This window comes from Pseudomonas sp. WAC2 (genome assembly GCF_030403525.1).
Classification (GTDB): domain Bacteria; phylum Pseudomonadota; class Gammaproteobacteria; order Pseudomonadales; family Pseudomonadaceae; genus Chryseomonas; species Chryseomonas luteola.
In genome coordinates this window covers 294,140-318,527 of the sequence record NZ_JAUEPD010000001.1, presented here as the reverse complement: position 1 = coordinate 318,527, position 24,388 = coordinate 294,140, and the positions used below count along the sequence as shown (strand labels likewise).

The following is a 24,388-nucleotide window of genomic DNA, read 5'->3' as shown; positions in this document are numbered from 1 at the left end:
GCGTTATGGACTTGAAAGGCAAAACCGCCCTGGTAACCGGTTCGACCAGTGGAATCGGTCTGGGTATCGCCACGCGACTGGCCGAAGCGGGTGCCGATGTGATCCTCAATGGCTTTGGTGACAGCGAGACGGCTAAAGCCGACCTAAGCCGTTTGGGTGGGCGGGTGGGCTATCACGGGGCGGACTTGTCCCGGCCTGAGCAGATTACTGATCTTTTCGCCTATGCTGAACATGAGTTCGGTGGTGTGGATATTCTGGTCAACAATGCCGGCATTCAGCATGTGGCATCAGTCGAGACGTTTCCAATCGAGAAGTGGGACGCGATCATTGCAATCAATCTGTCCTCGGTATTTCACGCGACTCGTCTGGCATTGCCGGGCATGAGGCAGCGCGGCTGGGGAAGGATTGTGAACATCGCTTCCGTGCATGGATTGGTAGGGTCGGTACAGAAATCCGCTTATGTGGCTGCCAAGCATGGCGTGGTCGGACTGACTAAGGTGGTTGCACTGGAAACGGCCGATTGTAACGTGACCTGCAATGCGCTCTGCCCGGGCTGGGTGCTGACACCTCTGGTGCAGCAGCAGATCGATGCACGCGCCGCTGCAGATGGCGATGCAGAGCGCGCACGGCGGGAGCTTCTGGAAGAGAAGCAGCCGTCACTTGAATTCGTCACGCCTGCCCAACTGGGCGAGCTGACACTGTTTCTTTGCAGCGATGCGGCCGCCCAGGTACGGGGCGCCGCGTGGAATGTCGATGGGGGCTGGTTGGCCCGTTAACAACAATAACGACACGAGGTAAACCATGAACAAGCTTTATCCCAGTGCCGCCCATGCCCTGGAAGGGGTCGTGGAAGACGGCATGACGCTGGCGGTCGGCGGTTTCGGTCTATGCGGGATCCCCGAAGCGCTGATCCTGGCATTGCGCGAGACTGGTAAGCGCGAGCTGACCGTGATCAGCAATAACGCCGGTGTAGACGGGTTTGGCCTGGGCGTACTGCTCGAGTCCCGGCAGATCAAGAAAATGATTTCATCCTACGTAGGCGAGAACAAGGAGTTCGAGCGGCAGTACCTTTCCGGTGAGCTGGAATTGGAATTCACCCCTCAGGGTACGCTTGCGGAAAAACTGCGTGCCGGTGGTTCAGGCATCCCGGCGTTCTTCACGCGTACCGGCTACGGCACGCTGGTGGCCGAAGGCAAGGAAACACGCGAGTTCGATGGTGAGCAGTATGTGATGGAGCGGTCGCTTGTGGCGGATGTGGCGCTGGTCAAAGCGATCAAGGCTGACAAGGCAGGCAATCTGGTCTTCAACAAGACTGCACGTAACTTCAACCCTCTGGCAGCAATGGCGGGCAAGCTGTGTATTGCCGAGGTGGAGCAGCTGGTGGAAACGGGTGAGCTGGACCCCGACGAGGTTCATCTGCCGGGCATCTTTGTGCAGCGCATCGTTGTGAATGCCAATCCCGAGAAGCGCATCGAGAAACGCACCCTGTCGGAGGGCAACTAACATGGCCTGGACTCGTGAACAAATGGCGCAGCGCGCCGCCAAGGAATTGCAGGACGGCTTCTATGTCAACCTGGGCATTGGCCTGCCCACTCTGGTCGCCAACTATATCCCTGAAGGAATGGATGTGTGGCTGCAATCTGAAAATGGACTCCTGGGTATCGGCCCGTTTCCGACAGAAGAGACCATTGACCCGGACCTGATCAACGCCGGCAAGCAAACTGTTACTGCCCTGCCGGGCAGCAGTTACTTCGACAGTGCCTTGAGTTTTGCCATGATCCGAGGCGGGCACATTAATCTCGCTATTCTGGGCGCCATGCAGGTGTCGGAAAAGGGTGACCTCGCCAACTGGATGATTCCCGGCAAGATGGTAAAAGGCATGGGCGGGGCGATGGACCTTGTTGCCGGTGTAAAACGCGTGGTAGTGCTGATGGAGCACACCGCCAAAGGCGCTCACAAGATCCTGCCGGTCTGTGACCTGCCACTGACCGGAGTAGGGGTGGTCAACCGGATCATTACGGACCTGGGGGTGCTGGATGTGACCCCAGAAGGATTGAAGCTGGTCGAGCTGGCTGAAGGCGTCACCTTCGAAGCATTGCAGGAAGCCACCGGCTGTTCAGTAATGGCATAGGCATGGTGGCCTGTTGATCAGCGCAGGACGTACGCGACGGGATCCAGAAGAATGCCGCAGGCGAACCGCCTTGTGCTGATGCCGGGCGCATGGCCACCTTATTTCAGGAGAACAGTAATGCGAGACGTTGTTATCGTGGCCGCTACGCGGACGGCCATTGGCAGCTTTCAGGGTGCGCTGGCCAATGTGTCGGCCGTGGAGCTAGGGGCTGCAGTCATCAAGGCCGTGATCGAAAAAACCGGTATCGCACCGGAACAGGTCGATGAAGTCATCATGGGCCACGTATTGACGGCAGGTCTTGGACAAAACACGGCGCGTCAGGCCTCCATCAAGGCGGGATTGCCGCCTACGGTGCCAGCCATGGCACTTAACAAGGTGTGCGGCTCGGGCCTCAAGGCGCTGCATCTGGCCACCCAGGCCATTCGCTGTGGTGATGCCGACATCATCGTGGCCGGTGGCATGGAAAGCATGAGCCTTGCGCCTTACGTTCTGCCCAAGGCGCGTACCGGTCTACGAATGGGAAATGCCGAGCTGGTTGATTCGATGATTCAGGACGGTTTGTGGGACGCGTTTAACGATTACCACATGGGGATTACTGCCGAGAATCTGGTCGAGAAATATGGCATCAGCCGCCAGGCGCAGGACGAGTACGCTGCGGCCTCCCAGCAGAAGGCTCTCGCGGCTATCGAGGCGGGCCGCTTCAAGGACCAGATTACCCCTATCGTGATCCCTCAGCGCAAGGGGGATCCGGTGGTGTTCGATACCGATGAGCAGCCGCGTGCAGGCACGACAGCCGAAGCCTTGGCCAAGCTCAAGCCAGCATTCAAGCCCGACGGTACGGTCACGGCCGGTAATGCTTCCAGCATCAATGATGGGGCCGCTGCGCTCATTCTCATGAGTGCGGAAAAGGCCAACGAGCTGGGCCTATCGGTGCTGGCCCGTATCAAGGCCTATGCCAATGCAGGCGTTGATCCTTCCATAATGGGAATCGGACCCGTGTCAGCGACGCGCCGTTGTCTGGACAAGGCAGGATGGGATCTGGGCGAGCTGGACCTGATCGAAGCCAACGAAGCCTTTGCTGCCCAGGCATTGTCGGTAGGGCAGGAGCTGGGATGGGACTGGGACAAGGTCAATGTGAATGGAGGGGCTATCGCGCTGGGTCATCCGATTGGCGCGTCAGGCGGACGGGTCGTGATCAATCTCCTGTATGAGATGATCCGGCGTGACGCACACAAGGGGCTGGCGACCTTGTGTATTGGCGGTGGCCAGGGTGTCGCGCTGGCTATCGAGCGATAAGCCAGGGGCTACACGCTTTGTAATGCTACAGGTGTGTAGCCACTGAATTTTCGATGCGTATGTGGTCGTTATACAAAGATCCTTTTCTTGATGGGAGTCATAACGATGTCTATTTTACGCATGCTGAAAGCCGGTGCCTTGAGCGGGCTCATGGCGATTGCGGGAGGCGTGATGGCCGCTGACGCGGACAATCCTTTGACCCAGGAGCGTTGGAAGACGCGTCCCCTTGTTGTCCTGGCGGCTTCGGCGGATGATCCGGTGCTCAAACAGTTGACCACCTCCCTTGAAGAGCCACGCAACCGTGAGGCTTTTATCGAGCGGGATATGGTGCTTTATACCGTAGTCGGTGATCGTGGCCAGCGTAACGGTGAGCCGCTGAGCGAACATCAGACCCAGGCGCTGGTCAGTGCGCTTGATGAGCAGCCGAGCGGCGAGGCAACGGTCATCCTGGTGGGCAAGGACGGCGGGAAGAAAATCGTGCAACAAGGCCAGATCGATCCTGCTGCGATCTTTGCTACCATCGACAAGATGCCCATGCGCCAGCATTAACCCTGGGCGGCATAGTCATAGGGGCCACCTTTTTCCAGGGCGCGTTGATACGCCGGTCGCGCATGGATACGCTCCAGAAAGGCCTTGAGCTTGGGGCGGCCCTGCGTCAAGCCTGCGCGACAGGCAGCCGCTTCCAGCGGGAAACTCATCTGTATATCGGCTGCTGTAAAGGCGTCACCTGCAAACCATTCGTGCTTGCTCAACTCACTTTCCAGATAATCGAAGTGCAGGTTCAGCTGCGGCTGAATGAAGACTCGGGTGACTTGATCACTGATGGCGCGCGCGATAGGGCGGGCGAAAAAAGGCATCGGACCGGTGCGGACACGGTCGAACACCAACTTGAGAAGCAGGGGTGGCATGGCTGAGCCTTCGGCATAGTGCAGCCAGTAGGTATAGCGTGCACGCTCGGGGGCGTCGGCGGGGGGAACGAGTGATTGCCCGTAGCGGTGGGCCAGATAATCGATGATGGCGCCTGACTCCGCCAAGGTCATCGAGTCATCGGTAATAACCGGCGACTTGCCCAATGGGTGAACATCACGCAGCTCCTTTGGCGCCAGCAACGTCTGCGGATCACGCTCATAACATTTGATCTGATACTCGAGCCCCAACTCCTCAAGCAGCCAGAGGACACGTTGCGAGCGGGAGTTGTTGAGGTGATGAACCGTGATCATGAGCGTTCCATAGGCTGAGTAGATACATAGCCTAGCGTACTGTGCGTCTCGCCAAGCAATAAGCGGAACCAAATAAAAAGGCGCCGTGTAACGGGCGCCTTTTTGGACAGCGAAAACTCAGCGACGCTTCAGCCAGGCCGCATAGGGCGGTGGCAGCAGATCCTGAGGGTTCTCGCGACCCAATTCGATAGCGGCATGGTAAGGCCAGAAGGGATCACCCAGTACAGCCTTGCCCAGCATGATCAGGTCGGTCTGGCCGCTTTCGATGAGTTCATTGGCATCCTTGGGCTCGCGAATGGACCAGCTAATGGAGGTCAGCACATCGACCGCATCGGTAATCTGCTTTGCCTTTTCCCCCATGAAGCCTGGCTTGCCCCATGGAACATTGGACACATCAGGCGTATTGAAGCCCATGCTGACGTCGATCAGGTCCATACCGCCTTCCTTGAAGCGGCGAACCAGTTCGATGGACTCTTCCATACCCTGATCGCCTTCAACGAAGTCAGTCACGCCCAAGCGTACGATCAACGGTAGGTTCTGGGGCCATACCTCGCGTACGGCATGGAAGGTTTCCAGCAGGAAGCGTGCACGGCCTTCGAAGTCGCCACCGTATTCATCAGTACGCTTGTTGGCCAGCGGCGAGAAGAAGCTTTGCGCCAGGTAACCATGGGCGAAGTGCAGCTCAAGCAACTCGAAGCCCGCCGCAAGAGCGCGCTTGGCAGCGGCTACGAAATCAGCTGTAACGCGATGAATATCCTCAACCGTCATCTGCTTGGGTGCACGTGGCAGGTGGGCACCAAAAGCATTATCGGAGGGGCCAATGGTTTCCCAGGCCAGCGGATGATCTTCCGGCAGATGATCATCGCCTTCCCAGGGACGGTTGGCGCTGGCTTTGCGGCCGGCGTGAGCAATCTGGATACCGGCTACGGCACCGGTGGATTTGATGAAGTTGACGATAGGCTTGTAGGCTTCGGCCTGTTCATCGTTCCAGATCCCCAGGTCAGCAGGGGTGATACGGCCTTCAGGGGAGACGGCGCTTGCCTCTACAACAATAAGACCTGCACCGCCTGCCGCACGCGAGGCATAATTCTGGAAGTGCCATTCGTTGGGCATGCCGTCTTTTGCCATGTACTGGCACATGGGAGAGACGGCAATACGGTTACGCAGGGTGACGTCTTTGATTTTCAGTTCGCTAAACAGATCAGCCATTGGGCATGTTCTCCAAGAGTAGGTAGCATCTGGCAGTTAGAGGCTTACCGATATATTGTGTTCAATATAATTGCGTGAAATGTAAACAAGCAAGAGGCTCGGCGTCGCAGGATGTTCGCTTTGGTCTCGACGAGGTCGTCATGTCTGATTCGATAAAAGAGACGCCAAATCGCTCCGTGTGCGAGCTTTCACTCGACGAACAGTTGTGTTTTCCGCTTTACGCAGCGGCAAATGCCACCGTTCGCGCCTATCGGCCATTGCTTGAGCCGCTGGGTCTTACGTATCCGCAATACCTAGTCATGCTTGTGCTCTGGGAGCGGGACGGGCTCAAGGTCACTGAGATCGGCAGGCGCCTGCATCTGGATACCGGAACCCTTACCCCGCTGGTCAAACGCCTCGAAGCTGCCGGCCTGGTCCAACGGTCTCGCCTGGTTGAGGACGAGCGTTGTGTGGCGGTAACGCTGACCCAGGATGGGCGAGCCCTGCAGGAGGCCGCACGTGGAATTCCCGGTACGATGAAACAAACGCTTCCTCTGGACGCCGACACGGTGGCGGCTCTGAAGGCAGGTCTTTCACGCCTGATCGAAGTCAGTGAAACATTGAACGGACGCGATTAGGCCTGGATTGAAACTATAAGGCGCCACGCTTTCCTAACCCTCTGAAACAGTACATTCGATAGGGTGCTGCCATGGCAAAGGCGCATGCACTCAAAGCGCCATGATAGAGACAACAGGTTAAGGATTCTTGAATGCGCGTGTTTAGAACGCTGGGACTGCTGGGGCTGATTTCATTGCTGGCTGCCTGTGCGACACCGTTCGGACCGCCGGCCACGCTGGACGGCAAACTCAGGCGACTGGGCTATAGCCAAGGCGAGCCAATCCGTACAATCCTTGGGTTCGACTTGTCTGGATGGAATTATCTGGATCGCAGCCACATTGCGCTGGGAACTGGCCTGGGGCGGGCCTATCTGGTTGAGTTTGCGCAGCCTTGCGGCAACCTGCAGGCAGGTAACCGTATCGGCTACAGCTCAAGAGCGGCCGGCTTGCGGCCTGGAGATCTGATCATTTCCAATGCGCCAGCCGGTGATGCGGAGCGGTGTACCATTGGTGAGCTGTACAAGCTGATTCCCCTGGACCGCTGATCGCTGCACCGCAGGAGTGGTACTTTGAACAGCAGCTCTGCCCATTTTCTCCCAAGGAGTTTTCGCGTGAGGCGTCTGATTCCGTTTGCCGCTTTTTTCCTGTTTCCGTTGCTGGCCCAGGCCGAGACCATCAACTGCCGTGTGGTAGGTGTGCACGATGGTGATACGCTGACCTGCCTGACGCCACAGAAAAAACAGCTCAAGATTCGACTGGCCGAGATCGATACGCCTGAGTCCAAGCAGCCCTATGGGACTCGTGCGCAGCAGTCCCTCTCCAGCATGGTTTTTGGCAAGGATGTGCGGCTTGAGGTACAGGATACCGACCGCTACGGCCGCAAGGTGGCGCGCGTTTACCAGGACAGGACAGATGTGAATGCCGAGCAGGTCAAGTCCGGCTCGGCCTGGGTGTACCGGCAGTATTTGAAAGACAAGTCGCTGCTGGATCTTGAGGCCGAAGCCAAGGCTGCCAAGCGCGGTCTTTGGGCGCTACCGGAGTCGGAACGCATGCCACCGTGGGAGTGGCGCAAGGCCGACCGTGATAAGCGTCAGGATAAGCGGCAGGGATCAGCCACCTACACGCCGCCGGTCAAGTCGGCAAGCGAGGAAGGCGGCGAGTTCAACTGCTCGACGCTCAAACGCTGTAATGCCATGTCCAGCTGCGCCGAGGCGAAATTTCAACTGCAGCAATGTGGCAACACTCAGATCGATGGAAATCACGACGGGGTGCCCTGCGAGGCGCTTTGCAAGCGGTAGGATTGTTATACCCGTAAGCCTTGCGGGCTTACGGGCTTTCATTGACCCCGTCAGGGTGTATAGGCGTTGATGAAGATGGCGGGATCGACCCGTGCATCGTTCAGGCTGACATTCCAGTGCATATGCGGCCCGGTGGCTCTACCCGTCGACCCCACGAAGCCCACCACGCCACCTCTGGGCACTTCCTGCCCCAGCTTTACGTTCACTTTGGACATATGGCAGAACATGCTGATAAAGCCCTGTCCGTGGTCGACAAATACCGTACGGCCATTAAAGAAATAATCGCCAATCAGAATGACCTTGCCTGCGGCTGGCGCCTTGATCGGTGTACCGGCTGGAACGGCAAAATCGAGGCCTGAATGTGGGTTGCGCTCCTGGCCATTGAAAAAGCGCCGCAAGCCGAACGGGCTGGAAAGGCGTCCATCGACGGGGCGGTCCAGCAGCAGGTTACTGGGCGTACCGGGGGAAAAGATCTGATAGGCCTTGGTCTGCTCAGCTAGCTCACGCTCGATTCGCTTGAGATCCGCCGGATTGGGGTTTACCTGCCGATCATTTTTCAGCGTGATGTGCTGTTCCTTATAGTGGCGACTGCGCACGGCAAAGGTTTCCGTGCGGCTACCATTGACCGTCAATGTCTGCTGACCGGGTTTGATCGTGAGTGGAATACCGACGATAGCGATCCAGCGCTGGCCCTCTTCGTGGACCACCATGACCGGCTTCCCTTGATAGGTCGCTTTGGGAGCCGTCGGGCCGTTGCCCAATGGAACAACCGCTACACCCCCTGGAACAGGTTTATCCAGCAGGCGGGTGATGAAGCCTTCAGCATGGGCGCAAAAGGTAAAACACAGGGTAATCAGTAGCAGAAGAAAGCGAGGCATAGGAAAACAATCAAGGCGATGTGATCCAGTCATCCTCGTTCATGTCTTGGCTTCTGGCAAATCGCTCGTGGCTGAACCCGGGCGAGTTCACACCGGTCACTGCATGAGGACATCAAGGAGAAGCCTCATGAAGCTCTACTACTACGAACACTGTCCCTTCAGTACCAAGGCGCGTATGGCGCTGGGCCTCAAGCAACTCGATGCAACGCTTCAGGTGCTGTTGTATAACGATGCAGCCAACCCTGAGCGTTTGGTAGGCAAGAAGACTGTCCCGATCCTGGTAAAGGACGACGGGACCGCCATGACGGAAAGTCTGGCGATTGTTCACTATCTTGATCATCTCGATGACAGACCAATGATCGAACAGGCCCATTCACAAGCTGTAACCGCTTGGATTGAATCTGCCCTGCCGTCGTTTCAGCAGCTGGGCTATCCGCGCTGGGCACAGATCGGCCTCAAGGAGATGGGCTCGCGTGAAGCGCACGCGCTGTTTGTCGAGAAGAAAAGCCAGATCATCGGAGATTTCAATGCGGCCCTGTCAAACAGCCAGCAGGCAATTGATGACATCAATCACCGCCTGACATTACTGGTCGAGATGTACGGCCTTGATCCGGCGCGTCCGCAACTCCTGCTGGATGACTTCAACCTGTTTCCAATTCTGCGAGGCCTGAGCGTCACGGCTGGGCTGGAGTGGCCTGACTCGGTACGCCGCTATGTTGACGAGCTGAGCGCACGTGTTCAGGTAGAAACGTTTTTCAGTCGCGCCTGCTAATGGTCAGTCCAGCAGGGAGAGCGTCGTTGGTTCCCGATGATTGTCTTCCACCCGAACATCCAGCTCGCCTTCAGCCAGGCGGGCTTTGAGGCGCTGGCCATTACGCGTTTGATCGGCGGATCGGATGGCGTGGCCGCGTTCGTCGAGCAGAATGCTGTAACCACGACCCAGAGTGGCAAGCGGGCTGACGATATGCAGCGTTTGAACCTGGGCGGCCAGGCGCTGACGACGCTCCTTGAGCTGACGCTCCATGCAGCGCGGAAGCTGCTGGGCCAGTTGATCCAGCCGCTGACGTAGCAAAGCAAGTTGACGGCCCGGATGCTGGCCGGCCAGTCGCGTCTCGACATGGGCGAGGCGGTCCCGCCGCCGGTTCATGTCGATGACAAAGGCGCGGCGCAGGCGCATGTCCAGATCATCGATACGCTGTGCTTGCTGGCGCAGCCGCTCGCCCGGATGCTTGAGCCGACGCGTCATGTTTTCCAGGCGCAACTGCTCACGGCTGAGCCGCTCACCCATGCGGACAACCAGGCGCCGATACAGCGCGTCCAGGCGGTTTTTAAGGTCCCCGCTGTGAGGGGCCAATAGTTCTGCGGCAGCGGAGGGCGTCGGGGCGCGTACGTCGGCCACGAAGTCGGCAATCGACACATCCGTCTCATGCCCGACCGCGCTGACGATGGGCGTTTGTAGGGCGGCAATAGCCCGGGCTACCAGTTCTTCATTAAAGCACCAGAGGTCTTCGAGAGAACCGCCACCACGGGCCAGGATGACCGCATCAAAGCCTTGTGCGTCTGCCGTTTGTAGCGCACGTACGATCTGGGCCGTTGCCTCACGTCCTTGCACGGCCGTTGGAATCAGGGCCAACTCGACCTGAGGTGCACGACGCTTGAAGACACTGACGATATCCCGAATGACCGCCCCGGTCGGTGAGGTCACGATTCCGATACGGCACGGATGGCCCGGCAGCGATTTCTTTCGCTCTTGCGCGAACAAGCCTTCATCCTGCAGTTTCTGCTTCAGGGCTTCGAATGCCTGTCGCAAGAGCCCGTCACCTGCTGGCTCCAGGGTTTCCAGAATCAGCTGATAATCACCACGGCCTTCAAACAGCGAGACCTTGCCGCGAACCTTCACCGCCATGCCATCCTTGAGCAGGTTTCTGACGCGCACGGCGTTCTGCCGGAAGAGAGCGCACCGTACCTGGGCGTCCTTATCCTTCAAGGTAAAGTAGATATGACCGGAGGCGGGGCGGGCAAGGTTGGAGATCTCGCCTTCTACCCAGACCTGAGAAAAGACGTCTTCCAGCAGAACACGGGCGCGACCGTTGAGCTGGCTGACGGTTAGGACCTCACGGTCGAGGCCGAGACGTTGAAAAGGATCGTTAAGCATGGCGGGCATCATAAGCCCGCCATCGGCTGGATGCTAGCGACCCAGCACGTCTGGGTTCGCGACATTTTCCGGTTCGCCCGCAAAGAAGGCGATCAGATTGGCAAACGCTTCGCCAAAGTAGAGTTCGTAGCTGTGTTTCTCTACGTAACCCAGATGCGGCGTGCACAGGATGTTAGGGTGGGAAAGGAGGGGATGGCCGGCCGGTACGGGCTCCTCTTCATACACGTCTACCGCGGCATAACCTGGGCGACCTGCCTCGACAGCTTCAAGCAGTGCGCCCGGCTCGATCAGACCTGCACGGGCAGCATTCACCAAAAGGGCTGACTTCTTCATCAACGCCAAGTCCTCACGACGGACGATATGACGGGTCTTGTCTGAAAATCGCAGGTTCAGGCTTAGTACATCCGACTCGGCAAAGAAGGTTTCCTGGCTGTCGGCGGCGCGATGACCGTCCACCAGTGCAGCCTGCCTCGAGGTCTCGCTGCCCCACACCAGAACAGGCATGCCAAAGGCCTGACCATATCGGGCGAGCAGCTTGCCAATCTTGCCGTAGCCCCAAATACCCAAAATTTGGCCGTTCAGGCGTTCGCCCAGATTGACCTGCCAGCCACCAGCATAAAAGGCATCGATGGCTGGTTTGAGCTTGCGCCGCGCCATGAGAATCAGCGCCCAGGTCAGTTCGGCAGCGGCGATGGGCGAGCCGGTGCCTTCCACCACCGCAATTCCGCGATGAGTACAGGCTGCGACATCCAGATGACCGGTCGCCTTGCCGGTCTGGCTGATCAGCTTGAGGCGGGGTAGATGGGACAGCAGCGCCTCGTCGACATGTGTTCGCTCACGGGTCAGCACCAGCGCATCGGCTTCTCGAAAGCGCTCGATCAGAACGGCTGGGTCACGCTCGGCATCATGATAGACCGTGACGGTATGCCCGGCACGTTCGAGCAGGGTAAAGCAGTCCAGGGTTTCGACAACGTGTTGATAGTCATCCGGGATGACGATGTGCATGGCGGCGCTCCGTTGTGTTCTTGTGCCGACAGTTGAGCATAAGAACAGAGAGCCGCCTAGGTGGGATGGGCCGTCTGGGCAGGGTGCCCAGACGGATAATCTGATGCCCTCAGAAGGTCACGCTGGCACTCAGGCGCGCTGTACGAGGCTCGCCCACATTGACCTGCAATGCGCTACCGGTGCTGGAGGGGTAGTAATGCTTGTCAAACAGATTGTCGACGTTGAGTTGCAGCTTGGCTTTATAGCCATGCACAGGCAAGTCCCAGCGTAGGAAGGCATCGGATATAGTGTAGCTACTCATCCAGTAACTGTTGGCATTGTCACCAGCGCGTTCACCGATGTAACGCAGACCTGCACCAGCATGCCAGCTACCAAGGCCAGAGGGCACGTTCAGATGGTGGGTTAAATATAAGCTGGCCGTATGCTTAGGCGCTTGGCTTAGGCGATTTCCTTCGTTATCAGGATCATCAAGGATTTCAGTATGGGTGTAGGCGTAAGTGGCGATCATATCCCAGCGCTCGGCGATCCGCCCCGTTATATCCAGTTCAATTCCTTGTGAGCCTACTTTGCCGGCAGCATCAGAAACACTCTCGCCGCCAACAGTCGTGGTAGTAACGACATTTTTCTTTTCAATATCGAATAGCGCTAGATTGGCATAAAGACCTGGCGCAATATCGTATTTTGCCCCCACCTCATAACTACGGCCTTCTTCGGGATCGAAGGTCCGCCCAGTATCGTCTACCGTGTCGTTAGGGACAAAAGAGCGACTATAGTTGCCGTACAGTGATAGCGCTTCATTGACGTTGAATACCACGCCTGCAAAGGGCAGAAAGGTATCACCGTTATCGTCACGGTTGACCGTGCGACTGGCTCCAAGACCCTGGGCACTATATTGATCATAATGTTGATAGCGTCCGCCCAGTAGCAGTATCCAATGCTCGTTCAGATGCCAGTTGTCCTTGAAATAGAACGATGTAGACGTCAGCTCATTGGATAGGTTGCTGGTGGATGTACTGACTACGCTGGGCTCCGCCAGGCTGCCATAGGTAGGGTTGTAGATATTGAATCCACTCTGCGCCGTATTGCGGTAGGATTTACCTCGGTATTTATCGGAGTTTTCCTGCTCTGCGCCAATCAACAGATCATGACGTTGCCCCAGAACATCTTGATGGCCGATAAAATCCAAACTGCTATAGCGGCTCTCATAATCGTAATGGCCACCATTGGCCTGGCGGCGTAAAGTTCCTGTGCTTGAGAGGGAGCTAGGTTGCGCAATAGCTAGGCTATAGCGATCATTATTCCAACCGTATGTCAGGCGCGTTTTCCAGTCGTCGCTAAGTTGATATTCAAAGCGTGCAGTAACGGTTTCGCTGATACCTATAGTTTTGGCCCACTTTTCGTCTAGACGTTTGCTATAGCTCACATCTGCTGGATGACCGTCAACAAACACGGTGCCGCGGTCAAACGGGCTCGTATAGTCGTTATATTCATAGGCCAGCGTTACACTGGCGCGTTCACCGGTCCAACTCAGCGAGGGAGCTATGAGTGTATGCTGGTTGATACCATAGTTACGCCAGTAATCCTCGCTTTGCCGCTCGGCAATCAGACGGTAGGCTAACCCTGTATCGCCTATCGGACCAGTTGTATCAAGCTCCAAACTACCGCCGCCCTCGCTATAGGCCGAGCCGCTAAGTGTTGTGCTCTGCATGTATTCGGGCTGCTTACTAATCACATTGATCAACCCTCCAGGCTCCAGGGCGCCATAAAGCAGGGAGGCGGGCCCCTTGAGTATCTCGATACGGTCAGTCGTCGCACTCATGTTATGAGATACCACCGAGCGAATCCCGTCGCGCAAAATAGATCCATCATCATTAGTACCAAATCCGCGTTTGACTACCGAGTCTTTGGTATTGCCCAACGTATTACCCTGACTGACTCCACTGATAAATTTCAACGCATCATCCAGGGAACGCACGTGATAGTCCTGGATTGTCTGCGGTGTTACTACATTGATCGATTGTGCTTCTTCCTTAATGGGCACATCACTTTTGCTCGCCGTGCTGGTGCGCTTGGCTGTATAGCCGTCTTCTACCTGAGGCATATCTGCCTGAATTTCCATGGTAGACAGGTCGACGCGGTCTTCCGCCTGGGCGGGTAGGGTGTACGCAGCGATACAACCGGCAAGCAGGGAGAGAAGAAAAGGTATTTGCCGGACATGGCCGAAGGGGCGAGGCGAGGCTTTCAAGATAGGCACTCATGATTTGGTAATGATAATTATTCTAATTTGATATTGTTTCCCATGTAAACGGAGCGGCAACTTTCATGCCTACGTTGAGGCTTTCCTCTAGGACAGGTATAATGTCGCGCTTCTTATTTTTCCCGCCCGGGAGCCCCTGCCATGCTGCGCATCAGCCAAGAAGCCCTGACTTTCGACGACGTTCTCCTGATTCCCGGTTATTCCGATGTCTTGCCAAAAGACGTCAGCCTGAAGACCCGCCTCACGCGCGGTATCGAGTTGAACATTCCCCTGGTATCCGCTGCGATGGATACCGTAACCGAGTCCCGTCTCGCCATTGCCATGGCCCAGGAAGGCGGTATCGGAATCATCCACAAGAACATGACAATCGAGCAGCAAGCTGCTGAAGTCCGCAAGGTCAAGCGCTTCGAGGCCGGTGTTGTAAAGGACCCGATCACGATCGATGCCAGCGCAACCGTCCGCGACCTGTTCGACCTGACGCGTCAGCACAACATCTCGGGTGTACCGGTCCTGGCCAACGGTGATCTGGTCGGTATCGTCACCTCCCGTGATGTGCGCTTTGAAAACCGCCTCGATATTCCGGTACGCGATGTAATGACGCCCAAGGAGCGTCTCGTTACCGTTCGCGAAGGTGCCAACAAGCAGGAAGTGCGCGAGCTCTTGCACAAGCACCGTCTGGAAAAGGTCCTGATCGTCGATGAGGCCTTCAATTTGAAAGGCATGATGACCGTCAAGGACATCGAAAAAGCCAAGGCCTATCCGAACGCCAGCAAGGACGAAGCGGGCAGCCTGCGTGTCGGCGCTGCCGTCGGTACTGGCGCCGAGACGCCTGAGCGTGTGGCTGCGCTGGTTGCTGCCGGCGTTGACGTTATTGTGGTCGATACCGCTCACGGTCACTCCAAGGGTGTGATCGAGCGTGTACGCTGGGTCAAGGAAACCTATCCGCAGGTTCAGGTCATCGGTGGCAACATCGCGACCGGCGAAGCGGCCAAGGCACTGGCTGATGCAGGCGCCGATGCCGTCAAGGTCGGTATCGGCCCGGGCTCCATCTGCACCACGCGTATCGTGGCCGGTGTGGGGGTTCCACAGATCTCCGCCATTGCCAACGTTGCCGCTGCGCTGGAAGGTACAGGTGTTCCGTTGATCGCTGACGGTGGCATCCGTTTCTCCGGTGACCTGTCCAAGGCCATTGTGGCGGGCGGTTACTGTGTCATGATGGGCTCCATGTTCGCTGGTACCGAAGAGGCGCCGGGCGAGGTCGAGCTGTTCCAGGGCCGCTCCTACAAGTCCTACCGTGGCATGGGCTCGCTGGGTGCGATGTCGCAGAGCCAGGGTTCCAGCGACCGTTATTTCCAGGACTCCGCGTCCGGTGCTGAAAAGCTGGTACCGGAAGGCATTGAAGGTCGCGTACCGTACAAAGGTCCGTTAGCCGCTATCATTCATCAATTGATGGGTGGCCTGCGTGCCTCCATGGGTTACACCGGCTGCGCCACGATCGAGGAGATGCGTACCAAGCCTCAATTCGTTCGCATCACCGGCGCCGGCATGGCGGAATCCCATGTACACGATGTGCAAATTACGAAAGAAGCGCCCAACTACCGCGTAGGCTGATTGCCGCGACGATAGGTTCGCTGGGTGTTTTATGTTGAGATTCGGGGCTGTCTTAGACGGCCCCGAATCGTCTGTTCTTACCGCTCATGAGAAATGGCCATGTCCCAAGACATCCACGCTCACCGTATTCTGATTCTCGACTTCGGTTCCCAGTACACCCAGTTAATCGCACGCCGTGTGCGTGAGCTCGGTGTTTACTGCGAACTCCATCCCTTCGACATGGATGACGCCGACATCCGTGCCTTTGCCCCTCGCGGTATCATCCTTGCCGGCGGACCGGAATCGGTACACGAAGCCAACAGCCCTCGCGCACCCAAGGCCGTATTTGAGCTGGGTGTTCCGCTGCTAGGCATTTGCTATGGCATGCAAACCATGGCCGAGCAGCTGGGCGGCAGAGTCGAAGGCTCCAACGTTCGCGAGTTTGGTTATGCTAAAGTCGATGTAGTCGGCAAGAGCCGCTTGCTTGACGGTATCGAAGACCATATCGACGACGATGGTGTCCTCGGTCTGGATGTTTGGATGAGCCATGGCGACAAGGTGTCCAACCTGCCGGAAGGTTTCCATATCGTTGCCAGCACTCCAAGCTGCGCCATTGCAGCCATGGGTGACGAAAAGCGCGGCTGGTATGGCGTGCAGTTCCATCCGGAAGTGACTCATACCAAGCAGGGCGGCCGTATCCTGTCGCGCTTCCTGTTGGATATCTGCCAGTGCAAGGCACTGTGGACACCTTCCAATATCGTTGAAGACGCCATTGCCCAGGTTCGTGCCCAAGTAGGCAGCGCCAACGTGCTGCTGGGGTTGTCCGGCGGTGTGGATTCTTCTGTGGTCGCGGCGCTGTTGCACAAGGCTATCGGTGATCAGCTGACCTGTGTCTTTGTCGATAACGGCCTGCTGCGCCTGCACGAGGGCGATCAGGTCATGGCCATGTTTGCCGAGAACATGGGCGTGAAGGTCATTCGTGCCGATGCCGAGCACCGCTTCCTGACCAATCTGGAAGGCGAAGCCGATCCAGAGAAGAAGCGCAAGATCATTGGCCGCACCTTTATCGACGTGTTCGATGCAGAAGCCAGCAAGCTGCCAAACATCAAGTTTCTGGCACAGGGCACTATCTATCCGGACGTCATTGAGTCTGCTGGCGCCAAGACGGGCAAGGCGCACGTGATCAAGTCCCACCACAACGTGGGTGGCCTGCCGGAAGAGATGAACCTGAAGCTTGTCGAGCCGCTACGTGAGCTGTTCAAGGATGAGGTCCGCAAGATTGGCCTGGAACTGGGTCTGCCCTATGACATGGTGTACCGCCATCCTTTCCCCGGCCCGGGTCTGGGCGTGCGTATTCTGGGTGAAGTGAAAAAGGAATACGCCGACCTGCTGCGTCGCGCGGATGACATTTTCATCACCGAACTGCGTAAGGCTGATTGGTATCACAAAGTCAGCCAGGCTTTCGTAGTATTCCAGCCGGTCAAGTCGGTTGGTGTGGTTGGCGATGGCCGCCGTTACGCCTGGGTCGTAGCCCTGCGTGCTGTAGAAACGATCGACTTCATGACCGCGCGTTGGGCTCACTTGCCTTATGAGCTTTTGGAAAAGGTTTCCAACCGCATCATCAACGAGATCGACGGCATTTCCCGCGTGACCTACGACGTGTCGAGCAAGCCGCCGGCAACGATCGAGTGGGAATGATCTGACGCATTGAGCACAAAGGCCGCCTTTCTAGGCGGCCTTTGTGCTTTTAGGCGCCCCGCTTCAGCCCCAGCCACCGTCGACAGGAAACTCGTGCCCCGTCAGTTGGGCACTGTCATCCGCCGCTAGGAACAGCACAGTAGGGGCAACGTGCTCAGGAAGCAGGCGCAGTTTGAGGCACTGGTGTTTCTGAATACGTGCTTCGTCTTCCGGCTTGATCCATTTCTCCAGCTGACGCTCGGTCATGATGCAGCCTGGCACAACCGTATTGACACGAATGGCATCGACGCCCAGATCCCGCGCGAAGGTTCGTGTCAGTCCGTGTACCGCTGCTTTGGCACTGACATAAGCTGCCAGCCCGCCAAGCGCAAGCTGGACGCTGATGGAGCCAAAGTTGATGATCGATCCGCCGCCAGCTTGGATCATCTGTGGCGCAGCGGCCTGAATAGCAAAAAACATGGGGCGAAGGTTGATGGCCATGCGGTCGTCCCAGTATTGGGTATCCACTTGGCGCCAATCGTGACGATCATCATTGGCAGCGTTGTTAACCAAGACACGGATAGGCCCCAACGCTTGTCCTGCGTCCCTTATGGCTTCCTGAAGACTATCGATGTCTCGGATATCACAGCGGCGAAACCAGGGGGCTTGGCCGGTTTCGGTCTCCAGCTCAGTTATCAGGCGCTGACTGGCCTGCTCATCGATATCGATAAAGGCGACGTGTGCGCCTTGTGTGTGAAAGGCGCGAGTCAGGGCACCACCGATGCCGCTGCCGCCACCCGTAATGAAAACGGTGCGGTCCTTGAGGCTAGGGTACTGTGCAGTTGCTTGAGTCATTTAGATTTCTCTGTATGGACAAGAATTAGGCGCGCTCGGCGACCAGGTCGGATGTTGAAGGCGTCCGAGGTGACCAGGCAGCATTCATTTCTTCCAGGGTTTTGTTTTTTGTCTCTGGGACCCAGCGCCAGACAAATACAGCGGCCAGCAGGCCCATAGCGCCATATACCCAATAGGCGAAGCCGTGGTTGAAAAGGTCGGTCAACCAGGCATTGCTGTTCATCATGGGGAACGTCCAGGACACCAGTAGATTGGCTAACCATTGAGTAGCGACAGCAATAGAAAGGGCGCCTCGAATGCTGTTAGGAAAGATCTCCGAAAGCAGAACCCACACCACAGGCCCCCAGGAAACTGCAAAGGCGGCTACGTACACCAGCATCATCAACAGGGCAGTAATGCCTAGGCTTTGCAGGTAGAACGCTGTACCCAGCCCCAGCATGCTAACGGCCATTCCAAGCGCGCCGATGATCATCAGGGGTTTACGCCCAACACGATCTACTAAAACGATGGCAACAACCGTGAAGATCAGATTGACTGCGCCAACAATGATGGTCTGGATCAACGAGACGTCTGCTTGGCTACCCATGTTCTTGAAGATTTCCGGCGCGTAGTACAGCACCACATTGATGCCCACAAACTGTTGGAAGATGGACAGCAGCATGGCAATCAGGATGAGGGCGCCGCCATAAGAGAGCCAGGGCGCTTCACGGTGGCTCTGCTGGAAGGACAGACGAATCTCATTAAGAATGGTTTGTGCTGCGGCAGAGCCGTTGATTTGTTCAAGTACCTCCAGGGCACGGCCCGGTTGGCCTTTCATGACGAGATAACGGGGTGTTTCAGGCGTTTTGAGAAGAAGCGCCATAAAGGCGAAAGCCGGTACGATCTCTGAGCCCAGCATCCATCGCCAGCCGTATTGGCTCAGCCATTCCGTAGTTTGGCCGCGGGCAATGAAGTAATTGACGAAATACACCAATAACATGCCAAAGATGATGCAGAACTGGTTGCACGACACCAGCCGACCACGCATGTGACTGGGTGCAATTTCAGCGATGTACATAGGCGAAAGCATAGAGGCAATACCAACCCCTATTCCGCCTATGATCCTATATAGGTTAAAGGCGCTGATGTGCTCAATACCAAATACGTTAACGACTTCAGGCAAGGCGGAGCCGATAGCCGAGACGATAAAAAGCAAGGCGGCTAGAATCAGCCCGTTGCGACGGCCTAGACGCTGGCTGATATAGCCAGCAAAAAAGCCTCCAATTACGCAGCCTAGCAAGGCTGATGCAATGGTAAATCCAGTAATAGAGTTGGCGAGATTAGGCGTGATTTCATCCGGAAGAATGAAAACTTGCCTGTAGAACAGCCAGCCCGTAATAACAGAAACAATCGCAGCAAACACTAAGCCACGAATGCGTCCGTAAAGCCGCATGAAATAATAGATACTTAAGGCAAGCACAAGCAGAGTACTGAGCAAAAGCGTGTTCTTGAATTCAATGACGACCCGACTGGCCTGCATAGGGTCTTGAAACAACGGGTCAATAAAGTGCATCCGTATCGGTTCTACAGCACCGGAAATCACGGCAGTGTCGTAGCCGAACAGCAAGCCGCCGAATGCTGCGGCAATAGTGACGAATACCAAGAATCCAGAGGATTTGGCACGGTTCATGTTGTCTCCTAGGCTGTGGAGGCAGCCGGTTTTTGTATTTGTTAACGATTCCCTGGAGTACAACGATCCGCCTCCTTGCGGATCAGAAAATTGTGCTGAGTAATGAGGCAGGTTCAGCCTGGAGCAGTCAGGCTGAACAGTTCAGGTAAATACAGGGCGGCTGATGGATCACTGCAGAGGAACAACGCTCAAAGGCAGGCCGCGGCGCTGAAGATTGTCCATTAGTGAGCGAATGCCAAAGGACCACGGGGCAGCTTGGTCGCTGGTGGTGACCCGGTTGCTCAGCGTGCCCAGACGCGATGTGCTGATCGTGACCACATCGCCCAGTTTGTGGGTGAAACCACCGCCGGGTTGATCGCGATCCTGGCGTGGAGCGAATAGGGTACCGAGAAACAGGACAAACCCATCCGGGTACTGGTGGTTGGCATTAAGCGTCTGCGCGACCAGATCGAGTGGGTCTCGGCTGATCTGGCGCATGGAGCTGTGGCCTTCCAGCAGATAGCCGTCTTCGCCGTGAATGCGCAAGTCAACCTCTGCCGAGCGCACATCGTCGATGCCGTAACTTTCATCGAAAAGACGAATGAAAGGGCCGATGGCTGTTGAAGCATTATTGTCCTTGGCTTTGGACAGCAGCAGAGCGCTACGACCTTCAAAATCCCTGAGGTTTACATCGTTGCCCAAGGTCGCGCCCTGAACTTTGCCCGTACTGGAGACCACCAGCACAATCTCAGGCTCTGGGTTGTTCCAGGTGGATTTGGGGTGAATACCAATGTCCGAGCCGTAACCTACCGCTGAAAGAGGCTGGGCCTTAGTAAACACTTCGGCGTCCGGCCCTATACCTACTTCCAGATATTGAGACCATAGGCCCTGCTCGATGAGTACCTTTCGTAGCGCTTCTGCCTGATCTGATCCTGGCACGATGTCGGATAGATCAACGCCGATGCGCTCAGTCAATGAGGCGCGGATGTCAGCCGCCTTGCCTGGATCGCCCTTGGCCTGTTCTTCGACGACGCGCTCCAGCAGGCTGGCCGCGAAGGTGACACCGGCTGCCTTGATAGCCTGTAGATCGATCGGTGCAAGAAGCCAGGGCTTGCTCTCATCACGCCCGCGGCTGTCGCTATTGGCGAGCAGACCTGGCAGGTCTATCAGGGGCGCTGGCAACGGCAGCTCACGAAGATAGGCAGCAGGGTTGTCCAGTTCCATCAACGCAGATACGGTCGAAACCGAGGTGCTGATGTCATACACCGCCTGCTCTTTGACGAGCACCACGGCAGGGCCGGCGGTGGAGCCGGGTAGCCAGACACGGCCGACCCAGGTACCAGCGGCCATGTCGTCAGGCGCTTGATAGGCCGCCGTCAGGGGATGTGAAGGCGTGTAGGAAGACATGCGGTTCTCCTTGGTCAATGGGAGTGGCGAGGGGCACCGTTTTCGGTGATCACTCGCATATACAGGGTGGCTGGCTCCAGGCAGCCGCCAGTCGATAACTGCCCGACCAGTTTGCGGTAGAGCTCCTGCCAGGGGGTCTGAGAGGGCGGAATGCTGGGCAAGGCCTCACCGCGCCGACGCTCCAGTTCATCCTCATCGATCAGCAGTTCGACCCGTCGTGCATTAAGGTCGACCCTCAGACGGTCCCCTGTTCTGAGCAGGGCAAGTCCGCCGCCTATAGCTGCTTCGGGTGACATGTTGAGAATAGACGGGCTGGCTGAGGTGCCGCTCTGGCGTCCGTCACCCATGCAGGGCAGTGAATCGATGCCTCGACGGATCAGCTCTGAAGGTGGCGCCATGTTGACCACCTCGGCGCTGCCGGGGTATCCCACTGTGCCGCAACCGCGAATGACTAGGATGCAGTGCTCATCGATTTCCAGGCTGGGATCGTTGATACGGGCGTGATAATCCTCAGGCCCCTCGAAGACAATCGCACGCGTCTCGAAGGTGTTCTCCTTGCCTGGCTCGGCCAGATAGGTCTGACGGAACGCTTCGCCAATAACCGAGACCTTCATGATGGCGCTATCGAAAAAATTGCCGCTCAGGACAATAAACCCGGCGCGATGCTTGAGGGGCGATTCGCAGGGGCGAATCACATCGTTATCGAGCGTCTGATGCTGCGTGATAATCTCGCCAATGGTTTTGCCGGAGACGGTGCTGCAGTACCGATGGATCAAACCGGCCTTATCCAGTTCGTGAAGCACGGCCGGTACACCACCCGCGCGGTGGAAGCTTTCACCCAGGTATTCACCTGCCGGCATGCAATTGACCAGCAGCGGGACATCCTCGCCCAAGCGCTGCCAATCTTCCAGGCTCAGATCGATGCCCATGTGGCGGGCAATCGCGATCAAATGTGGAGGGCAGTTGCTGGAAGCCCCTAGGGCCGAAGCCAGCACGATGGCATTTTCGAATGCCTCTCGCGTCATGATCTGCGAAGGACGGATCTCTTCTTTCACCAGGTCGACAATGCGCTTGCCTGTGACGTAGGCCATCTGGCCACGCTCGCGGTAGGCAGCCGGAATACTGGCGCACCCAGGCAGCGACATGCCGAGCGCCTCGGCCAGTGAGTTCATGGAGAGGGCCGTGCCCATGGTGTTGCAGTGGCCGATGGACGGGGAGGCCGCCGTGGTCATTTCCATGAAGCCTTCGTAGTCGATCGTCCCGGCAGACAACAGATTGCGTGCATGCCAAAGCACGGTTCCGGAGCCGATACGCTTGCCGTTATGCCAGCCGTCCAGCATGGGACCGCCGGAAAGCACGATGGCAGGAAGATCTGTCGTGGCGGCTGCCATCAGGCAGGCCGGGGTGGTTTTGTCGCAGCCTGTAGTTAACACCACGCCATCGAGCGGATAGCCGTGCAGAATCTCCACAAGCCCCAGATAAGCCAGGTTTCGATCTAGAGCAGCGGTAGGCCGCCGGCTCTGCTCAGCGAGCGGGTGCACCGGAAACTCCATGGGAATTCCGCCCGCGTCGCGAATGCCGGCCTTGACGCGTTGGGCAAGTTCCAAATGGTGGCGGTTGCAGGGGGCCAGGTCGCTACCTGTCTGGGCGATCCCGATAATAGGTCGACCCGATTGCAATTCATCACGGGTCAGCCCGTAGTTCATGTAGCGCTCGACATAAAGCGCGGTCATGTCGGCATGGGCAGGATCATCAAACCATTGCTGGCTGCGTAGTCGGCGTTGTGTGGATTCACTCATGCTTTGTTGTTCTTCAGATCAGAGGTGAAGGGGCGCAGCGAGCGCTCCGGAGCGATGACAGGTATCAGACGCTGTGCTGGAAAAGGACGTGTGAGGGGCAAGGACATGATGCGTTCACCACTATTGTTTTTATCAAGCGAATGTTAGCGCCTACATCTCGATGTTAGCGCCTACATTTTGTTTGTAAAGACCTCTTTTGACGCTAAAATCAGCTGTGCTTATAACGGTATGGATGATGAGAAACCGGAAACCGGCTCGTAGACGAGTCACGATGCAGGACATAGCGGAACACGTCGGCGTGAGTTCGATTACGGTTTCCCGAGCGCTCAAGACGCCGGAAAAGGTCGCCGTGCCGGTGCGTGACAAGATCCTCGAAGCATGCAGCCAGCTGGGCTACGTCCCCAACCAAGCCGCTATGGCCCTAGCGTCGGCACGTTCCCAGAATATTGTCGTGTTGATCCCCTCGCTTACCAATAGCGTGTTCGTCGACATCCTGGTCGGCATCAAGGAGCGGCTCGACCGGCATGGATATAACCTGCTCATCGGCATAACCGGCTATTCGCTCGAACAGGAGGAACACCTGCTGCGTACCTATCTGCAGCATTCTCCGGATGGTGTGATCCTGACGGGTATCGACCATACGCCCGGGCTATGGGCATTGCTGGAACAACAGCAGATTCCAACGGTGCATACCATCGAAACCCTGACGCGGGACGATTGTTGGAGCGTAGGGTTTTCCCAGTTTGCCGCTGGGTATGCCGCGGCCCGTCATCTGATCGAGTGCGGCTATCGACGTATCGGCATCATTGGCGCGCAGGGCGATCCACGCACGCTGCGGCGTCGGGATGGGTGCCGCCAGGCGCTTGAGGAAGCCGGGTTATATGCTCCACAGCGGGAGCTGTTTGTGACCAGCAACTCTTCCCTGGCGCTTGGGGCAGAGCTGTTTGAGCGGATGCACCGTACACATCCCGATTGTGAGGCGCTGTTCTTTTGCAATGATGACTTGGCGCAGGGAGCTGTTTTCAAATGCGGCCGCCTGGGTATTGCCGTTCCCGACCGCATGGCCATCATGGGCTTCCATGACCTAAACGGGTCGGCCTGGACGTCTCCGCCGCTTACGACTGTGGCAACACCACGCTATCGCATCGGTTGTGAGGCCGCAGAGCTGCTTGTCGCTCATCTGGCGGGGCAGGACAGGCCGGAGCGTCATGTAGACCTGGGATTTGAAATCGTTCACCGCGAAACGACACGGCTTGATCCCAGGGCCTAGGTCGCTCATCTTCCATCAGTCTGAAAGCGTGCGTCTCCGCTTACTTAATTGAGAGTGCTTCTTATCTTTGAGTGAAATCGGGTGTATTGTGCGCTCC

General features: G+C 57.1%; 22 protein-coding genes. 12 read left to right on the top strand and 10 right to left on the bottom strand.

Annotated elements, in window-relative coordinates; genetic code table 11:
* Positions 1-5 precede the first annotated feature (5 nt).
* The 5 genes from QWJ10_RS01485 to QWJ10_RS01465 all read left to right on the top strand — a co-directional run bounded on the left by QWJ10_RS01485 (position 6) and on the right by QWJ10_RS01465 (position 3,976).
* On the top strand, positions 6-776 hold the full coding sequence (locus QWJ10_RS01485; RefSeq protein ID WP_289923821.1) for a 3-hydroxybutyrate dehydrogenase: 771 nt from the start codon (positions 6-8) through the stop codon (positions 774-776).
* A 25-nt stretch (positions 777-801) separates the two neighbouring features.
* Entirely contained in the window at positions 802-1,503 is a 702-nt protein-coding gene (locus QWJ10_RS01480) for a CoA transferase subunit A (protein ID WP_010797341.1), read from the top strand.
* 1 nt (position 1,504) lies between these two features.
* The gene (locus tag QWJ10_RS01475) at positions 1,505-2,131 is read left to right on the top strand and encodes a CoA transferase subunit B (RefSeq protein ID WP_019364404.1); all 627 of its coding nucleotides are present in this window, start codon (positions 1,505-1,507) and stop codon (positions 2,129-2,131) included.
* Positions 2,132-2,248: 117 nt separating this feature from the next.
* Entirely contained in the window at positions 2,249-3,427 is a 1,179-nt protein-coding gene (locus tag QWJ10_RS01470; protein ID WP_289923817.1) for an acetyl-CoA C-acetyltransferase, read from the top strand.
* 105 nt (positions 3,428-3,532) lie between these two features.
* Positions 3,533-3,976 carry a DUF4174 domain-containing protein gene (locus tag QWJ10_RS01465; protein WP_019364406.1) on the top strand — a complete coding sequence of 148 codons (444 nt, stop codon included), beginning with the start codon at positions 3,533-3,535 and terminating at the stop codon, positions 3,974-3,976.
* Here the strand turns inward: QWJ10_RS01465 and QWJ10_RS01460 are convergent.
* Both QWJ10_RS01460 and QWJ10_RS01455 read right to left on the bottom strand, forming a co-directional pair.
* Complete coding sequence (locus QWJ10_RS01460) at positions 3,973-4,647, bottom strand: glutathione S-transferase (protein ID WP_289923805.1); 675 nt, start codon at positions 4,645-4,647, stop codon at positions 3,973-3,975. The genes QWJ10_RS01465 and QWJ10_RS01460 overlap by 4 nt on opposite strands.
* A 117-nt stretch (positions 4,648-4,764) precedes the next feature.
* Positions 4,765-5,856: an NADH:flavin oxidoreductase/NADH oxidase gene (locus QWJ10_RS01455; protein ID WP_239381641.1), complete on the bottom strand. Its 1,092-nt coding sequence runs from the start codon at positions 5,854-5,856 to the stop codon at positions 4,765-4,767.
* Positions 5,857-5,996: 140 nt separating this feature from the next.
* On the opposite strand from QWJ10_RS01455, the gene QWJ10_RS01450 reads away from it, so the two are divergent.
* From QWJ10_RS01450 to QWJ10_RS01440, 3 genes are all read left to right on the top strand, one after another.
* Positions 5,997-6,473: a MarR family transcriptional regulator gene (locus tag QWJ10_RS01450; protein ID WP_074828019.1), complete on the top strand. Its 477-nt coding sequence runs from the start codon at positions 5,997-5,999 to the stop codon at positions 6,471-6,473.
* A 131-nt stretch (positions 6,474-6,604) separates the two neighbouring features.
* A complete protein-coding gene (locus QWJ10_RS01445) occupies positions 6,605-6,997 on the top strand; it encodes a DUF6491 family protein (protein ID WP_122043276.1) in 393 nt (130 codons plus the stop codon).
* A gap of 66 nt (positions 6,998-7,063) precedes the next feature.
* Entirely contained in the window at positions 7,064-7,750 is a 687-nt protein-coding gene (locus QWJ10_RS01440; RefSeq protein WP_239381635.1) for a thermonuclease family protein, read from the top strand.
* A gap of 50 nt (positions 7,751-7,800) precedes the next feature.
* Here QWJ10_RS01440 and QWJ10_RS01435 read toward each other — a convergent pair whose 3' ends face one another.
* Complete coding sequence (locus tag QWJ10_RS01435; RefSeq protein WP_289923796.1) at positions 7,801-8,628, bottom strand: peptidoglycan DD-metalloendopeptidase family protein; 828 nt, start codon at positions 8,626-8,628, stop codon at positions 7,801-7,803.
* A 127-nt stretch (positions 8,629-8,755) separates the two neighbouring features.
* On the opposite strand from QWJ10_RS01435, the gene grxB reads away from it, so the two are divergent.
* Positions 8,756-9,400 carry a glutaredoxin 2 gene (gene grxB / locus QWJ10_RS01430; protein WP_289923794.1) on the top strand — a complete coding sequence of 215 codons (645 nt, stop codon included), beginning with the start codon at positions 8,756-8,758 and terminating at the stop codon, positions 9,398-9,400.
* A gap of 3 nt (positions 9,401-9,403) precedes the next feature.
* On the opposite strand, the gene xseA is transcribed toward grxB, so the two are convergent.
* The 3 genes from xseA to QWJ10_RS01415 all read right to left on the bottom strand — a co-directional run bounded on the left by xseA (position 9,404) and on the right by QWJ10_RS01415 (position 13,907).
* Positions 9,404-10,783 carry an exodeoxyribonuclease VII large subunit gene (gene xseA / locus QWJ10_RS01425; protein ID WP_289923792.1) on the bottom strand — a complete coding sequence of 460 codons (1,380 nt, stop codon included), beginning with the start codon at positions 10,781-10,783 and terminating at the stop codon, positions 9,404-9,406.
* A gap of 33 nt (positions 10,784-10,816) precedes the next feature.
* Positions 10,817-11,788, bottom strand: a complete 972-nt coding sequence (locus QWJ10_RS01420; RefSeq protein WP_289923790.1) for a D-2-hydroxyacid dehydrogenase family protein — start codon at positions 11,786-11,788, stop codon at positions 10,817-10,819.
* A gap of 109 nt (positions 11,789-11,897) precedes the next feature.
* Entirely contained in the window at positions 11,898-13,907 is a 2,010-nt protein-coding gene (locus tag QWJ10_RS01415; RefSeq protein WP_289924529.1) for a TonB-dependent siderophore receptor, read from the bottom strand.
* A gap of 279 nt (positions 13,908-14,186) precedes the next feature.
* Between QWJ10_RS01415 and guaB the strand changes: the two genes are divergently transcribed.
* Together guaB and guaA are read left to right on the top strand one after the other, a co-directional pair.
* Positions 14,187-15,656 (top strand): IMP dehydrogenase, encoded by a 1,470-nt coding sequence (gene guaB / locus QWJ10_RS01410; protein ID WP_125889351.1) that lies wholly within the window; start codon positions 14,187-14,189, stop codon positions 15,654-15,656.
* A gap of 99 nt (positions 15,657-15,755) precedes the next feature.
* Complete coding sequence (guaA, locus tag QWJ10_RS01405) at positions 15,756-17,333, top strand: glutamine-hydrolyzing GMP synthase (RefSeq protein ID WP_010797356.1); 1,578 nt, start codon at positions 15,756-15,758, stop codon at positions 17,331-17,333.
* A 63-nt stretch (positions 17,334-17,396) separates the two neighbouring features.
* Here guaA and QWJ10_RS01400 read toward each other — a convergent pair whose 3' ends face one another.
* The 4 genes from QWJ10_RS01400 to QWJ10_RS01385 all read right to left on the bottom strand — a co-directional run bounded on the left by QWJ10_RS01400 (position 17,397) and on the right by QWJ10_RS01385 (position 23,021).
* On the bottom strand, positions 17,397-18,167 hold the full coding sequence (locus QWJ10_RS01400; RefSeq protein ID WP_289923784.1) for an SDR family oxidoreductase: 771 nt from the start codon (positions 18,165-18,167) through the stop codon (positions 17,397-17,399).
* Between the two features lie 25 nt (positions 18,168-18,192).
* The gene (xylE, locus tag QWJ10_RS01395) at positions 18,193-19,836 is read right to left on the bottom strand and encodes a D-xylose transporter XylE (protein WP_289923781.1); all 1,644 of its coding nucleotides are present in this window, start codon (positions 19,834-19,836) and stop codon (positions 18,193-18,195) included.
* A gap of 168 nt (positions 19,837-20,004) precedes the next feature.
* Positions 20,005-21,165 (bottom strand): fumarylacetoacetate hydrolase family protein, encoded by a 1,161-nt coding sequence (locus QWJ10_RS01390; RefSeq protein WP_237719446.1) that lies wholly within the window; start codon positions 21,163-21,165, stop codon positions 20,005-20,007.
* A 71-nt stretch (positions 21,166-21,236) separates the two neighbouring features.
* Positions 21,237-23,021: an IlvD/Edd family dehydratase gene (locus QWJ10_RS01385; RefSeq protein ID WP_289923779.1), complete on the bottom strand. Its 1,785-nt coding sequence runs from the start codon at positions 23,019-23,021 to the stop codon at positions 21,237-21,239.
* A 271-nt stretch (positions 23,022-23,292) separates the two neighbouring features.
* Between QWJ10_RS01385 and QWJ10_RS01380 the strand changes: the two genes are divergently transcribed.
* Entirely contained in the window at positions 23,293-24,291 is a 999-nt protein-coding gene (locus QWJ10_RS01380; RefSeq protein WP_289923777.1) for a LacI family DNA-binding transcriptional regulator, read from the top strand.
* The last annotated feature ends 97 nt before the right edge of the window (positions 24,292-24,388 follow it).

Coding starts and splice junctions, on each gene's coding strand:
- QWJ10_RS01485 (WP_289923821.1), top strand. CDS start 6: ATGGACTTGAAAGGCAAAACCGCCCTGGTAACCGGTTCGACCAGTGGA.
- QWJ10_RS01480 (WP_010797341.1), top strand. CDS start 802: ATGAACAAGCTTTATCCCAGTGCCGCCCATGCCCTGGAAGGGGTCGTG.
- QWJ10_RS01475 (WP_019364404.1), top strand. CDS start 1,505: ATGGCCTGGACTCGTGAACAAATGGCGCAGCGCGCCGCCAAGGAATTG.
- QWJ10_RS01470 (WP_289923817.1), top strand. CDS start 2,249: ATGCGAGACGTTGTTATCGTGGCCGCTACGCGGACGGCCATTGGCAGC.
- QWJ10_RS01465 (WP_019364406.1), top strand. CDS start 3,533: ATGTCTATTTTACGCATGCTGAAAGCCGGTGCCTTGAGCGGGCTCATG.
- QWJ10_RS01460 (WP_289923805.1), bottom strand. CDS start 4,647: ATGATCACGGTTCATCACCTCAACAACTCCCGCTCGCAACGTGTCCTC.
- QWJ10_RS01455 (WP_239381641.1), bottom strand. CDS start 5,856: ATGGCTGATCTGTTTAGCGAACTGAAAATCAAAGACGTCACCCTGCGT.
- QWJ10_RS01450 (WP_074828019.1), top strand. CDS start 5,997: ATGTCTGATTCGATAAAAGAGACGCCAAATCGCTCCGTGTGCGAGCTT.
- QWJ10_RS01445 (WP_122043276.1), top strand. CDS start 6,605: ATGCGCGTGTTTAGAACGCTGGGACTGCTGGGGCTGATTTCATTGCTG.
- QWJ10_RS01435 (WP_289923796.1), bottom strand. CDS start 8,628: ATGCCTCGCTTTCTTCTGCTACTGATTACCCTGTGTTTTACCTTTTGC.
- grxB (WP_289923794.1), top strand. CDS start 8,756: ATGAAGCTCTACTACTACGAACACTGTCCCTTCAGTACCAAGGCGCGT.
- xseA (WP_289923792.1), bottom strand. CDS start 10,783: ATGCTTAACGATCCTTTTCAACGTCTCGGCCTCGACCGTGAGGTCCTA.
- QWJ10_RS01420 (WP_289923790.1), bottom strand. CDS start 11,788: ATGCACATCGTCATCCCGGATGACTATCAACACGTTGTCGAAACCCTG.
- QWJ10_RS01415 (WP_289924529.1), bottom strand. CDS start 13,907: ATGGAAATTCAGGCAGATATGCCTCAGGTAGAAGACGGCTATACAGCC.
- guaB (WP_125889351.1), top strand. CDS start 14,187: ATGCTGCGCATCAGCCAAGAAGCCCTGACTTTCGACGACGTTCTCCTG.
- guaA (WP_010797356.1), top strand. CDS start 15,756: ATGTCCCAAGACATCCACGCTCACCGTATTCTGATTCTCGACTTCGGT.
- QWJ10_RS01400 (WP_289923784.1), bottom strand. CDS start 18,167: ATGACTCAAGCAACTGCACAGTACCCTAGCCTCAAGGACCGCACCGTT.
- xylE (WP_289923781.1), bottom strand. CDS start 19,836: ATGAACCGTGCCAAATCCTCTGGATTCTTGGTATTCGTCACTATTGCC.
- QWJ10_RS01390 (WP_237719446.1), bottom strand. CDS start 21,165: ATGGCCGCTGGTACCTGGGTCGGCCGTGTCTGGCTACCCGGCTCCACC.
- QWJ10_RS01385 (WP_289923779.1), bottom strand. CDS start 23,021: ATGAGTGAATCCACACAACGCCGACTACGCAGCCAGCAATGGTTTGAT.
- QWJ10_RS01380 (WP_289923777.1), top strand. CDS start 23,293: ATGCAGGACATAGCGGAACACGTCGGCGTGAGTTCGATTACGGTTTCC.